Here is a 13,678-nt window from a genome sequence, read left to right as displayed (position 1 = left end):
ATCCTATCTTAAAAAATAATATTATCTATATTCTCTTTTATATATACGGAAAAAAGAAGTAAAAATTCTTTTACTTGAACTTCAAACTAGTAATATATCATAACAAAAAAGAGACTTATAAAATACCTATAAGTCCCTCTTTGTGTACTATGAATTGATTACTAATTTTTTCTCTTCCCAACCAGATCTGGTTTCCTCGTGCCTTCCTATTCATTGGATTCTGCAATGAAAGATGCTATACTGGAAAAAGAAATAACCGTCACCAACACAAGGAACTACCATGATTTCTACGCCCTTTGGTCAGAAGGACCCGACCGAGATCATCAAGGAGAAGGCGACCAAGATCATCACAGAGATTCAGGAGGATAAATGGAAGTACAGTGGGAACTACACCTACCTTCATCGGGTCACTCACATCCTCACGGACTTTGCCTGGTATAATCTCAACGATGAGCACATTTTCAAATCCCCTCGGGAGAGGTTCCCCATTAATGTGCGCGATCACTTTGGCGGAGAACTGCCAGAGATCGTCCAGATCTCTGTCTCAAGGAATGATCAGAAGCACAACTGGTACGACGCCACCCAAATCCAGGATGGCAAATGCTTCTGGTACTACTCGTCGAAGGATGACACGCTGTATGTCTTCTGTCGGGATGATGATTTCTGGATGTACACCTTTCAGGACTTCACCAAGGACTAAGTTACCTTCACTCCCATCGAGAGGTTGAGTGAGACTTGGTGATGGTATGCCCCCATTTATAACATATCCTACTAAGGATGATCGAATAATATGGGGGCACTGTATTGTAATACCATTTTATTCACTAACTAACTCGATTAACCAATACCGTGATTTTCTTTAATAATATTTTCCTTGCTTCTAGTCTCCACAGGTTTACTGTCTTTATCTGTAACCTCGTGTTGCGTCTTCCTGCCCCAACTAACCGTATACTTCCATTCTAGCCACCACGCAGCCGCTTGTCAGTTCTCTTTTGCTGATTGTGCAATAAGAGCTGCAACTCGTATTTCAGCTTCTGTCATCGCATTTTCTACTGCGTTGGAAAATGCCCTTGGGACATGCTGATGTAGGGATTACATTAAGTATGTCCAGCCATGTACTCCCAGATATGCAAAAAGATCTTGCTAGAAATTTTGATCAAGCTATGAACAAATCAGAGTCAAAAAGAAAGGGTTTTAAAAGCGTATAAATCTTATGTAGTCAAATGAGGTTTTAAACAAAATGAAAAGACAAAAGTTCTTATATATGGCTTAAATATGGTATGGAAAAACATAAAGTTTATTCTGCTGCTGCAAATATGTATTTAAAAGAAATCACAGCGAAATTTTCAAGTTCTTTATCAGTTATATAGATTCTAGAACTTACACCTCAACAATATGCACTATTCAGATTTCTGATATAAGGGGTTCTTTCCAAGAGTACTTTTTTATCCCATAAGAGATTTTTTTCATTAACTTGTATTTGAAAAAAATTAAAAGGCTGTCGAGAAGATCTCAACAGCCTGAGCTTTTAAAATTTGACAGCTTCGTTTTTATCTGATCTTGTAATTATTACCAAGGTTGACTTGTTGGTCCAATTGTAAACTCATTCACGTTCGTATCTTCTGGTTGATCAATCGCAAATGCAACAACATTGGCAACTCGATCAGGTGAAATACCATATTGTTCATACAACGCAGTCATACCTTTTGAAACATTCTCATCCGTAATCGTATCCAACAATTCCGTGTTGATCGGGGATGTAGTAAATATACCGTCACATGTAAAGCATTGGCATGGTGCAACAAAAGATAGTTGGTTTGTTCACTTAGCCATAACACCAGGAGAAAAACGGATTGGTTAGAACCAGTCGATGATAAATGGTATAGTAAATTATAAAAATAAGGCATCGAATTAATCGATTCGATGCCTTATTAAACCTTTCATTTTTATATCTGTTCTCTGGTTTTTCCTATCGCCATACTCACCAAAAGAAAAAGAAAATATTTTTCTACTATCTATCTTAATTTATCAAATCTGTTACTACTGCTTAATCCAATTTCCTCTTTGAGACTCTCCACGACTAAAGTCGTGGAGAGTCTCAATTATGTTATCAATAGTGTGTGACCAGAGATGTGACCAGACTCCCTAAATATTATTAGCTAATTTTAAGGATCGCGAGACCCCAATAAAATAATTTAACTACTATTATCAATTTATCTTCGTCAATAATTTAGTTGTAGTTGCTCATTAAGACTATCCACTACTTTTGGCAGCTCTCTTACTGAACGAGCACCGCCAAAAATATAAAAGTCAGGACGAATCAAGATTGCTTCCAGATTATGCTCATTTAGAAACTGGGTATAAATATTTTCCTTATCCGTTACTGCAGATGTATTCTCTTCTGATGTAACATGTACAAATTGCATATCTAGTTTTTTCACTATTTCCTGTTGCTTCGACGAAAATAAATTTGTTGGTATGGGAGTTGAAGTGATAACCATCCATCCGCAACCTACTATATCATCAAATAATCCTGTCTTTCCCCTATAAGAAACATTTCCTTGAACGGAAAATATACCAGCTGGAACGATTGGAATCTGTTTATCCTCGCGATATAACATTCCTTGTTTAAGAGTAAATAGATCAACCATGGTTTGTTCAGTAAATCCAAATTTAGGTATGGGAGACTTTGATAGAAAGTCATTCTCCAAAGATTGTAGACAAATCAACTTTCCAATCTCTATAGCAGTTTTTATAATGTCTCGAACGTGGGATTTGCGTTCTAAGGTATAGAGTTTAAACAGTGATTCATCTCCCTTTCCTTGTAGGATAAGGTCTAGTTTCCAGGCTAAATTCATTGCATCTCTTACCCCGGCACAAAGCCCTTGTCCCAAAAATGGTGGCGTTAAATGGGCGGAGTCGCCCGCAATAATCAGTCGATTTCGATACCATTCGCCAGCTAGCATCGATCGGAAGGTATAAATACTTTGACGGATGATTTCTCCATCTGTTGGTCTCAGCCGATCGGCCACTAACTCCCATGCTGTTTCTTTGGTACTCATCACTTCAGATGATTCATCGGGAAACAGCATAAATTCAAAACGAACATGTTCTACACCCAATCTTCGGATAAACGTATAAGGTCGTTGAGGATTGATAAATTGATAAGCACCCCAAAGATCATCAATGTTCATATCAGGATCATTGGGCTTAAAGTCTATTACCAACCATCTTGCCTCAAAACCCAAGTCCTCCAACTCCGTTCCAATTGCTTTTCTTACAAGGCTGTTGGCACCGTCTGCTCCCACCACATACTTTGCTTGAAGCGTAACAAATTCGTCTTCCCTTTCTAATTCTCCGATTCTAACTTGCTTCATTTTTTGAAGCCTTACACTAATCGAGTCTTTATGCTCTGTAAGATTAACAGCTTCCCAACTCTGATATATGTCGACGTTAGGTAATGTTCGAATGATTTGATCCGTCGCATTATCTACATCGGGTTGATACATACAATAATTGGGGTACCAACCAGTAGGGCTAACCTTATCTAAATTCACTTGGAATAATGTTTCGTTTTCTGGGCCTATCCCTTTATACCTTTTTGTTGGAAATAATTTGTCCTTAATCGTGTCTGTAATCCCAAGTGCTTGAAATATACGCATAACTTCACCGTCAAACACAGCAGCTCTAGGGAGCGGAAAGATGCTTGGCCATCTTTCGACCACAGCTACTCGATGACCCATTTTTCCCAGCAAAGTGCTTAAAGTTTGTCCTGTAGGTCCATAACCAATAATCAAAACATCATACTCTTGATTATGCATCTTGATTCACCCCTTCGGAAAGTGTATTTCAGCAAATATTAAACGTCTCCTAAATCAACTTTAAATTCAGTACCCCAAGTAGTTATTCCGGTCCAATTTTTAGGTTTCTGAGGTAAATCGGTATGCCATGGGCGCGGTTCAAAGATACCAAGCTCTGGAATATAGACATCCATATCGGTATATAGTTCAATAACATTGCTATCTGTGTCTAAATGGTAGGTTGCTATATTGTGTCCAGCTGTATGACGGTTTGGTCCCCAAAGAATGGGATATCCGTTTTTAGCAAGCCAGTCTGAACTGTTGTATTGATGGCTTGCATCTTTCAGTTGGAAAGCAACATGATGTAATTTTGTTTCCTTCCCTGCAACAATGTTTACAACATGATGATCTTGATTGCAGGTAAGAAAATTGGCCAATCCTGCGATTTGATCGGTCAGCCAAAAGCCTAGTACCTCTTGATAAAAAGCTAGTGTTTTCTTTAGATCCTTGGCAAGAAATGCCACATGACCTAGTTTCAATGGAACAATACCTGTGTTTCCAAATCCAGGTGAGACATACTCTAATTGATGGAATAGATGAATCGTATGCCCTTCGGGATCTTTCAGCTCCAGCAACTCCTTGACCCCAGGTATACTATCTTTTTTGATTTCAGATAAAATACCATGCTTTGCTAACTCTTTTTGAACTTCTTCTAGAGAATATTCTCCCTGTAATTGATAGCCAAAAGTGCGGACACCTTTTGCATCAGATGGTGTAATGACTACATTGTGATGATCTAACCCGTTGCTAATGTAAGCGGTACCATTTTCCTTGTGAGTAAGATGATACCCCATAATATCTTGATAATAAGCGATTAATCTCTCTGCATCAGTACTAGCGAAATCCACATAAGCTAATCGAAATACCTTAATCATCTGTAATCACCTCATCGAAGTATTTGATTTGATTTTTACGCAAAAACCACTCGATTAATTTGCTCTCCCAAATAAATCGTTCCATCGGCGCTTCTGATCTGAGAGCGGATTAAATCTCCATCTTTTAAATATCGATTATTTTCCAATTGACTTTGCATAAAGATCTTCCATTTTTCTTTATCGGAAAGAGTTGGATTTGCTAATTGAGAGACTGTCTCTTTTCCAAGTTTCATTGCTACACCACCTGGTGTTCCGGTGAGAACCAAATCCCCTATTGACACATCTTGAATCTCGGATATTTCTTGTAAGGTTTCAGCTGGCTTATACAATAATTGACCTGTATTTGCAGATTGGCGCAGTTCATTATTCACCCATAAATTTAGCTCTAGGTCGTGTATTTGTTGAATCTCATCTTGATCAAACAGATACAAGATGGGACCTGTAGGGCAGAAAGTGCGATAGCTTTTTCCTTTCATCCATTGGCCCTGAGAAATTTGAACATCACGTGCAGAAATATCATTTGCTATCACCAAACCAGCTACATACTCAGCTAAATTATCATCTGTTATTTTTTCGCTAGCTGAAATATCTTTTCCAATGACCAAACCAAGTTCGATTTCATAGTCTAACAGTTTTACATGTGGAGGTTTAATAATCGTTGAATATGCCCCAATTAGCGAACTATCTGCTTTATTGAAAAGTAAATTAAAAGGTGGGCGGTCCGCATTTATTCCTGATTCTTCTCGATGCGATGAATAGTTGGCACCCTGACAAATAACACGAGCTGGTGTTGTAACTGGACTCAGTAAGGTGATTTTCTCCGTTGATTCTTCAAATAAAATCGATTCTAGTTCGTTTGTGTTCTCTGGGTTGTAAATTGTTCTCGCTTCCTTTACACCTTCTTTTAAAAAGCTAGCTAAGGAATCGTATTGTCCTGTTAGAACTCTGATATCTCTATTTTTTATGACACCCCATTTTATTTCTTGCTCACGTCTAAATCGAACAATCTGTAGTCCCATGTCAACCATTCCTTTCTTTTTTCTTGTTTTAACGGAATGAATGTTCATTCCGTTTGCTAGATAAAAAAATCCATTCTATTTAAGGTGAAAAATGAATAGATTCTTTTCTTTAATAAAGGACATTAAATCGCTATTGAACAACCTAGCTAAACCTCATGTTTCCGAACCGCATCCCAGCAAGCAGCCTCTACATCAGCAAACAGTTCAGGTGTTCCCTCCAGTTTACCAATACGTATCAACTTATATAGACCGACAATAGTCGAAAAAACAATTATATTTAAAGCATCAGATGGAAGTGGACGAATAACGCCTTGTTTTTTTCCTCTATCATAAAATTCATACATAATATTTAATATCTCTTGAAAAATTGTTTTGCTTTTCTCATCTAAATAATGCGCATTATTTTGTGTCTCAATAAAGTAAAGTGCATGAATGTTTTCCTCCGCAAATTTAACCATGCTATAAAACAAGTACTGAAATTGTTCTTGTATATTTTCGGTTAACGTAGGATTACCACCTTTTAAAGCTTGAATGAAACGCTTTACACAATCTTGAAAAAGGACATTCACTAGATTTTCTTTACTTTCAAAGTATCTATATATGGTTCCTGCCCCAACTTCCGCTTTCTTGGCAATCATAGGGACAGCAGTTCCATCGAAGCCGCGCTCCGTAAATAGAATCAGGGCTACATCCATAATTTTGCTTCGTTTATCCGTATTTGAACCCATCACCTCACTCCTTTACGGAATGAATATTCATTCCGGTAATTTTTATTATACTGAAATGATTTTACATGTCAAGATTAGCGATGATTCACTGGAGATAAACAAAAATTAAATTTGGTATTCGAGATTGCTATGCGTACTATTTATACTTCATCTTATATTTTTCCGTTGAGGTAATTTTAACATCAATATGAACAGATCCGAGTGAAGAAGGGGTCAGTTTAAGACCTTCGCCATCTTTCGCCTGTGCATGCCAAACCTTTGGATGTTTCCGATAGAGTGAATTACCTAACTGTAAAATATCCGCACCTATGGATAATCCATTGTGAAAGGACTGATAAACCTGTTTTTGAATTTCTTGTTCAGTCTTATCTCGTAAACCATCCTCCGTTAGTTTTTGAAAGTTATGTACTACCATCGCTTTGACCTTTACTTGTACGTCAAATTTAAGTTGATGACTTGTGATACGGGGCTGGATTTTAACATCAGGTTGTTGTACTTCTAGCATTGCCAACGTTTTCTCTTTATTTTTTGGATAAACACGTACTCTTTCTGTCTCCTCTTGTACCCATGAAATGCCTTTTATTTTCGAAACAGGTAAGAACCCTTTATATTCTTTGTTTTGGAAAGCATAAACACCATTTGGCGCTAATGCAGGGGTTTCTTTTGTATCTTGTGACCATGTCTGCTGTGTGATCGTTAATGCAGGAAGAAGAGTACAACGTCCATGGTCATAAAAATCAGCTAAAAAATCGCGAAGAGACAGCGGACGAATAAAAGATAACTGATGGAAGTTGTCCTTCGGATGATGAAGAAGAGCCAGCAACTGAGACTGTGTGAGTGGTGGAACAATTTTAAAAATAGAATCAATCGTCTCTCTTGTTCCAAAAGTCCAAACGGCGTAACGAGTCATCGCATGTCTATTAATATCATCCAGAAATTGTGGAAATACAGATGAATTAAGCAATTTTTCACTAAAAACTAACGCGTTAATATGTCCCCAAAATAGATGCTTGGCAGAGGCAGTTAAAATTTGATCAATTGCCTCTCCGATATCGTTTCCTTTCCCTTTTCCAATCCAAACGGGTGTTTGTTTATCGCTTCCGCCTCCTTCCGTTTTCGCAATACCCTTAAAATTAACCAATTGTAAGGTAACAATGTATTTACCATCTTCATAGTCAATTCCAACCGCATTTACATAATCTTGCATATTTACATCTTTCTGATCCCAGCAACCTGTCAATAGGAAAATGGAAAAAAATATCAGCAATTTTATTTTTCCTCTACTCACTCTTCCTGTTCTCCTTTACTTGCATCTTGTACGTGTAACATGTGAGGTCTCTCCTTCTTATTCCATGGCAAGCTGATCTGGGAGGCGAGTATATCTTTAAAAACAGGTGGAGAAAGCGGAGCCAAGTAAGGAATGCCAAATGATTTCAGATTAGCCAAATAAAGCTGAATCGAAAATAACCCGAAAAAGAAACCAAATAAACCTAAAAAGGAACTTAAAAAAAGGATGTAATATCTAAAAAAGGGAATCGACGTTCCTAATGTCTGACCAATGGTAGTAAAGCCAGCCGTTGTTGAAATAGCTACAATAATAAGGGTGCTTGGAGATGCTAACCCTGATTGGATAGACGCTTCACCAATGATTAATCCACCAATAACAGTAACCCCTTGACCGATTGATTGCGGAAATCTAGCCCCTGCTTCAATGAGGATATCAAATAATACTGCCACAATAAAAAATTCTAGCACGATGGGGGTGGGAATCCCTTGCCTTGATATCGTTAAACTCGCAAGGAACGGCAAAGGAATCTGTTCTAAGTGATAGGCGGATATGGCCATCCAAAAGCCAGGTGAAAGCACGGATATAAGCATCCCTATCCTCCTTAGCAAACGAATTATTGAAACCATGTACGTAGGAAAATGTACATCCTCAGCAGCATGTAACAAGGATGGTAAAGTCATGGGACAGATCAGAGCTGATGGAAACCCTTCTACCAACAGAGCGAATCTACCACTAAGTAAACTATTCATCACAAGATCTGGACGAGTAGTGTTGCTATACAAAGGTACTACAATACTAGAAGATTGGGTGATCAAATGTCCTAGTTGATTGATACTGGATAAAGCATCAATGTTTATCTTCGATAAACGTTTTTTCACTTCTTTGATGATATCAAGTGAGATGATATCGTCCACATAAAATAATCCCACTTTTGCTTGACTTCTCTTTCCAATTGTAAACTCTTCATATTTTAGTGAGTTGGTTTTCAGTCGTTTGCGGATAATCGCTCGATTGATGGTTAGATTTTCCACAAAAGAGTCTCCTGGACCAAAGATAGGAGGTTCTGTTTTGGATGCGGTTGGTTGACGTTCTGGAGGTTTTGCTAGATCCACCGAAAAAACACAGGAAGAATCCGGAAAAAATAGAGCTAATTTTCCGCTGAAGACAGCATTTTCTACCTCTTTTAACGATTTTTGTTCTATCCATAAATGTTCCTGTTCTAATGAACTTTTCTCAAATCCTGACTGCTGAAGAAGTTGCTGAAGACTTGGTAATACAGATTGATAGATTTGCTTGGTATCACAAAGTCCGCTTGAATAAATGAATAAGACTGATGATTGTATGCCCTCACTGGTAAAATTGTATGATTGCATGGTTATATCTTGACATAATCGAAATATTTCCCGTATTTGTTGTTCCGTAATTTTAGTCATGCTGGGGTACTCCTTTGATTTTTACTAAACTTAAAAGAAAAAAGATTAAGGTTAGAAGAGTCAAGATAGCAAATGTAACAGGGAAATAATAATAGGTTAAAATGAAATATAACTGCGAAATACTTATAGGAATGAAATAGCAGATCAAAAGCAATACAGAAATAACAAGTAAAAAAGTAGTCGAGGATTTCTTATTATTCTTTTTGTATAGTTCACTCATTAAGTACAAGGTTACGGAAACTCGTATATAAGCTGTGATCAGCCATAAATAGATAAAGATAAAATCAAAATGTGGAACATATAATCCAATCCGAGCTAATCTCCATTGTTCAAGGTAGGGATATAGTTGTTTCGTTGCTTCCGTTGGACCGAACTCGGCAATGGAACTTGAAACCGATTCGAAAGTAAGAAGGAGAATTACCACCGCCGTGAGAAGGAGATGCCAAAAACGAACTTTGGAAGCGAGATGATGCTGCATCCATACAATGATTATCATCTCCATCAAACCTGTAACTGCAATGAACATCCCATTCCAAATGGGATCAACATCATACTCTAGGAGGGGAAGTAATCTTGAATAATCCTTATTAGGAATATTGGCGAACAGAATAAACAGATATGCGATGATCATAAAGGGAAAAGATAAACCCACAGTAATCGCGATGCTTTGGATGCCAGACTTTGCTGTAAGAAAGCAGAGTGTTAATGCTAATAGGACTAACACAATCGGCGGAGTTTCTATAAAATAATTAGAAAAGGACGAGACCATATGCTTTAAAGTGAAAAAGTTCATGCCAAATAAGTAGAAACCACTTACAATTGTTACAACCCATGCTAAAAATGAGCCATATTTGCTTTTCAGCCATGTTCCAATATGCTGCTGATTGCTTTTTCTAATAATAGTAAAGAGAAGAAAAAGCCAGAGGACACAAGGGATAATCGCAAATAAAATCGCAAGCCAAGCATCTCTGCCAGAAGCAGATAAGATAACTGGAGTAATAAAAAAGTGGCTCATAAAGATTACACTTGTAATGGTAACCATGGAAGACTGAAGAATGCTGATTTTGCTCATTTTATCCTCCAGTTTGTTTATTTGATACATAATATTTTCCATTTAGAGGGGTTTTATACATACAGAATCCTCAGTTCATTTAGAAAAAAGAAGCCGTCCAAAAGTTAGGACGACTTCCTCTGTGAGAGGTATTGTCAGTTGTCTGGAGATAGCTAGAGCTGCTCCTTCTAGACAACTTTTTGTACTATTCTATGTATACTGCATCGTAACAACGCCAGCATATTGAGCAAGGTTATCATTAGACAAGTGCAATGTCTTCACATCTGTTGTCTGTGTCTTGACAGCATCTAGGAACTTATCGACTTTAGCGAAGATAATTCTTCCAAGGATGCCCAATGCTTTCGTGCTATAATGCATTGGTATCGTTACCGTCGGCTGTAATTGATCCATTAATTGAACGGCCTCACTCGCGTTGATCGTCGTCGCTCCTCCAACCGGTACAATGAGAACATCCACTTTACCGATGGCATTGACTTGCTCCTGCGAAAGCAAATGCCCCAGGTCCCCGCAATGGCAGATCGTCAGTTCATCCATCTGGAATCGAAAAATAATGTTAGGTCCTCTTTTTTTACCACTTACCTTATCGTGAAAAGTTTTGAACCCACTGATATGCACATCATTGCAAGTATATTCTCTTGGCTCGTTCACAAGCAAATAATTCCCAGAGGCGGCTTGAATTTTATTATGATCACCATGATCATGAGTAATAGCAACTACATCCGATTCAACCGGAACGGGCATTCGGTAACCGAAAAACTTATTATAAGGATCGATGAGGATTCTCGTACCGGCTTCCGATGTTAGCAAAAAAGAAGAGTGACCAAACCATTTGATCTGCATGAAAATTTCTCCTTAAATTATCTACTGTACAACAGATAGAAGAATCATAATATGAACGATTATGGGCCTATCTGAAACTGCTAATCTACAAAAGTTTGGAGGTCTTAATAACTTAGGTATCTCGTTTCACATTATACATGAAAGTTGTACTATCAAAATTGGTGACTTATCAGTTCTTACTAAGCTAAATACCATTGTTGGTATGTAATTCATGTACTTTCATTACAATAATGTTTAAAATTTTTTTTCGTAATAACTCTTCTTGAACAATAATAGATACAAAAATGCCCCCAGCGAAGATATGTACGGCTGTAGCGTCCTTTGCTCTCTTTACAACAGACGCGGAAGACGTACATATCAAGCGGATTTGACTCATATAACATTTACTGCAAACTTAAAGGACCAGAACCCAAACACATAATAATTAATGATGCCCCCATGAGAGCGAGGTTCTTGAAAAAATGTACCATTTGAATTTCCTTTTGATGTTCATCTGATAACCCCCAAAAACGATGGACGATAAAGGTTGTTGGTATAAGAAAAATAACAAGAAGAAGTGCACCGATTTTTGAATAGAAGCCAAGAGCAACACTTGAGCCACCAACAAGGGCAAAGAGACTCGTAACAGCAGCTGACAATGAAGGGAAAAGAGAGCATTAAATTTCTTCACCCCCTCAACGGTCTTAGAGAAATTTTTTAAATGATTAAATCCTGCCGTAATAAAAATAAATGCAAATAAAATTCTTCCGACTAGAAGTACAAAATCCATAAATAACTTCCTCTCCGTTGTCCCACAGTTTTAATCTTTTACAGCAGGTGGTCCAAATTTCCCAGATTGATAATCTTGAAATGCTTGTCTGATTTCTTCCTGCGTATTCATAACAAACGGTCCGCCAAAAGCGACTTCTTCCCGAATAGGAACTCCGGAATACACCAGCACTTTCGAACGGGATAAGGCCTTTATTCTTAACTCACTTGAATTAGCCTCTTCACCTTTTTCATGGAATGACAAGGTAGCTGCTCCAGTTTTCCCTATCTTCGTCAGGCTTTCCCCAAACTCCATTTCACCCATCAACACATACAAGAATGCGTTATGATTCTCAGGTAAAATATGTTTATAAGCAGTGCCTTCTTTAAGGGTAATTTCTGACATCGTAATGGGAACCAAGCTGTCCATAGGTCCTGTTATCCCAGCAATATCACCTGAATACACTCGAATGAATCCTCCTTCAAACGTCACAACTGGAGCATCTTCTACAAAAATATTTTGGTAACTCGATTTTGTGTGTTTCAAACTTTTGGGGAGATTCAGCCATACTTGCAAGGTGTGAATCAAGTCATCATCATAAGCATCTTCCGCATGGCGGGCAGCCCAACCTGCATTCATGTATTGAACATCACCTGCGTGCAATATGCCGTAACCTCCGCCATTATCAATATGTTCAAGTCGTCCATCAACAACATAAGTTACTGTTTGAAATCCGCGATGAGGATGATCAGGAAAGGTTCCCCGTTTGTACCAATCCTCAGCCATTAACAGGAAGGGATCTACATCATGTTTCCCAGGATAAACAATGGCTCCTTGCTGGACATGCGGGTAACCATTTTTGTTATATTCCGGATACCAATATTCCCTTATATCTCTTCTGAAATTTGCTGCATTTGACATAGTAAACCCTCCTTTTGCAAATCCAACTCCTGTTATATATGGAACAGATGTTGTATAATTGGATTATAGACCTAGTTAAATTTCCACTCAAGTAACAGAATCTTGCTTTTGTTGCATAAGCCACAGTCTATGTAAAATGTCTAATGTTATTCAAGAATGGAGATATCTGTATGATTGAGCAAAACACAGACTTGCGTTTGATTCGAACAAGGAAATTCATTATTGATTCCTTTATCGAACTTTTGGAAAAAAAGGATTTCAATAGTATTAAGATTAGCGATATTACATCAGGAGCCATGATTAATCGAGCTACCTTTTATCATCATTTCGTCGATAAATATGATTTACTTGAAAAAGTGATAAAAGAAAATTTAATGGAGAATGTACTTCAGGAACTGAGAATTAATGATGAGTTTAATGAAGGAATGCCAAAGAGTTTATTTTTATCCATTACGAAATTTCACATGAGTCTTTCCGCACGTTGTCAAAGAAGTTATCATGATATGACCGTGAATATAGAAGCTATATTAAAGAAGGAACTGGAACAGATCATCTTTCAATCACTATTAAAAAAATATCAAGACGAAAGTAATGAAAAGCTAAAAATGATAGCTACCATTTTAAGTTGGATGATTTACGGAGCCTCCATTGATTGGAAACAGAACAGCAGTAAATCACCCGAAGAGTATCTAGACTTTGTAAGTTTATCTTTTAAACAATTGTTAAAGAATGAAATATCTTAAAGAGTGTCAGAGAAAGCAAAATCCATCATAGTTTGTCCATAAAAAAAGAAGCCGTACAAGAGTTGACGACTTTCTGTTAAAAGAGAATATTTCCCGATGGCATCATTCGACCAAAATCATGGATACTCAGGTATCTTACATATCGAAACAA

13 protein-coding genes and 2 pseudogenes are annotated in these 13,678 nt (G+C 37.5%); 3 read left to right on the top strand and 12 right to left on the bottom strand.

What is annotated here, in order from left to right; all coding sequences use genetic code 11:
- The first annotated feature begins 280 nt into the window (after nucleotides 1-280).
- The gene (locus tag AC5WOC_RS01235; protein ID WP_496053584.1) at nucleotides 281-700 is read left to right on the top strand and encodes a hypothetical protein; all 420 of its coding nucleotides are present in this window, start codon (nucleotides 281-283) and stop codon (nucleotides 698-700) included.
- Nucleotides 701-1,569: 869 nt separating this feature from the next.
- Here AC5WOC_RS01235 and AC5WOC_RS01230 read toward each other — a convergent pair.
- Nucleotides 1,570-1,752, bottom strand: a pseudogene (locus tag AC5WOC_RS01230) (oxidoreductase); the annotation flags it as partial.
- Between the two features lies 1 nt (nucleotide 1,753).
- On the opposite strand from AC5WOC_RS01230, the pseudogene AC5WOC_RS01225 reads away from it, so the two are divergent.
- Nucleotides 1,754-1,896: pseudogene (locus tag AC5WOC_RS01225) on the top strand (cupin domain-containing protein); the annotation flags it as partial.
- Nucleotides 1,897-2,222: 326 nt separating this feature from the next.
- Here AC5WOC_RS01225 and AC5WOC_RS01220 read toward each other — a convergent pair.
- The 11 genes from AC5WOC_RS01220 to AC5WOC_RS01170 all read right to left on the bottom strand — a co-directional run bounded on the left by AC5WOC_RS01220 (nucleotide 2,223) and on the right by AC5WOC_RS01170 (nucleotide 12,784).
- On the bottom strand, nucleotides 2,223-3,821 hold the full coding sequence (locus tag AC5WOC_RS01220) for a bifunctional 3-(3-hydroxy-phenyl)propionate/3-hydroxycinnamic acid hydroxylase (protein ID WP_496053583.1): 1,599 nt from the start codon (nucleotides 3,819-3,821) through the stop codon (nucleotides 2,223-2,225).
- 38 nt (nucleotides 3,822-3,859) lie between these two features.
- Nucleotides 3,860-4,735, bottom strand: coding sequence for a VOC family protein (locus AC5WOC_RS01215; RefSeq protein ID WP_496053582.1), 876 nt, complete (start codon nucleotides 4,733-4,735; stop codon nucleotides 3,860-3,862).
- A 35-nt stretch (nucleotides 4,736-4,770) separates the two neighbouring features.
- On the bottom strand, nucleotides 4,771-5,754 hold the full coding sequence (locus AC5WOC_RS01210) for a fumarylacetoacetate hydrolase family protein (RefSeq protein ID WP_496053581.1): 984 nt from the start codon (nucleotides 5,752-5,754) through the stop codon (nucleotides 4,771-4,773).
- 146 nt (nucleotides 5,755-5,900) lie between these two features.
- Nucleotides 5,901-6,482 carry a TetR/AcrR family transcriptional regulator gene (locus AC5WOC_RS01205; protein ID WP_496053580.1) on the bottom strand — a complete coding sequence of 194 codons (582 nt, stop codon included), beginning with the start codon at nucleotides 6,480-6,482 and terminating at the stop codon, nucleotides 5,901-5,903.
- A 136-nt stretch (nucleotides 6,483-6,618) separates the two neighbouring features.
- Nucleotides 6,619-7,770, bottom strand: coding sequence for a Ger(x)C family spore germination protein (locus AC5WOC_RS01200; protein WP_496053579.1), 1,152 nt, complete (start codon nucleotides 7,768-7,770; stop codon nucleotides 6,619-6,621).
- Nucleotides 7,767-9,203, bottom strand: coding sequence for a spore germination protein (locus tag AC5WOC_RS01195; RefSeq protein ID WP_496053578.1), 1,437 nt, complete (start codon nucleotides 9,201-9,203; stop codon nucleotides 7,767-7,769). Before AC5WOC_RS01195 ends, AC5WOC_RS01200 begins: the two co-directional genes overlap by 4 nt.
- Nucleotides 9,196-10,275 (bottom strand): endospore germination permease, encoded by a 1,080-nt coding sequence (locus AC5WOC_RS01190; RefSeq protein WP_496053577.1) that lies wholly within the window; start codon nucleotides 10,273-10,275, stop codon nucleotides 9,196-9,198. The genes AC5WOC_RS01195 and AC5WOC_RS01190 overlap by 8 nt, the downstream gene beginning before the upstream one ends.
- Before the next feature lie 189 nt (nucleotides 10,276-10,464).
- Nucleotides 10,465-11,115 carry an MBL fold metallo-hydrolase gene (locus tag AC5WOC_RS01185; RefSeq protein WP_496053576.1) on the bottom strand — a complete coding sequence of 217 codons (651 nt, stop codon included), beginning with the start codon at nucleotides 11,113-11,115 and terminating at the stop codon, nucleotides 10,465-10,467.
- Between the two features lie 184 nt (nucleotides 11,116-11,299).
- Nucleotides 11,300-11,491, bottom strand: coding sequence for a hypothetical protein (locus AC5WOC_RS01180; RefSeq protein ID WP_496053575.1), 192 nt, complete (start codon nucleotides 11,489-11,491; stop codon nucleotides 11,300-11,302).
- 7 nt (nucleotides 11,492-11,498) lie between these two features.
- The gene (locus AC5WOC_RS01175) at nucleotides 11,499-11,753 is read right to left on the bottom strand and encodes a DoxX family protein (RefSeq protein ID WP_496053574.1); all 255 of its coding nucleotides are present in this window, start codon (nucleotides 11,751-11,753) and stop codon (nucleotides 11,499-11,501) included.
- A 161-nt stretch (nucleotides 11,754-11,914) separates the two neighbouring features.
- On the bottom strand, nucleotides 11,915-12,784 hold the full coding sequence (locus AC5WOC_RS01170; protein ID WP_496053573.1) for a pirin family protein: 870 nt from the start codon (nucleotides 12,782-12,784) through the stop codon (nucleotides 11,915-11,917).
- A 170-nt stretch (nucleotides 12,785-12,954) separates the two neighbouring features.
- Here AC5WOC_RS01170 and AC5WOC_RS01165 point away from each other — a divergent pair, with 170 nt between their 5' ends.
- Complete coding sequence (locus tag AC5WOC_RS01165; RefSeq protein ID WP_496053572.1) at nucleotides 12,955-13,527, top strand: TetR/AcrR family transcriptional regulator; 573 nt, start codon at nucleotides 12,955-12,957, stop codon at nucleotides 13,525-13,527.
- Nucleotides 13,528-13,678: the final 151 nt, after the last annotated feature.

Source organism: Shimazuella sp. NTD247 (genome assembly GCF_059510415.1).
Note: the sequence above shows the minus strand (reverse complement) of the source record. Positions and strands in the feature narration are given on the sequence as shown.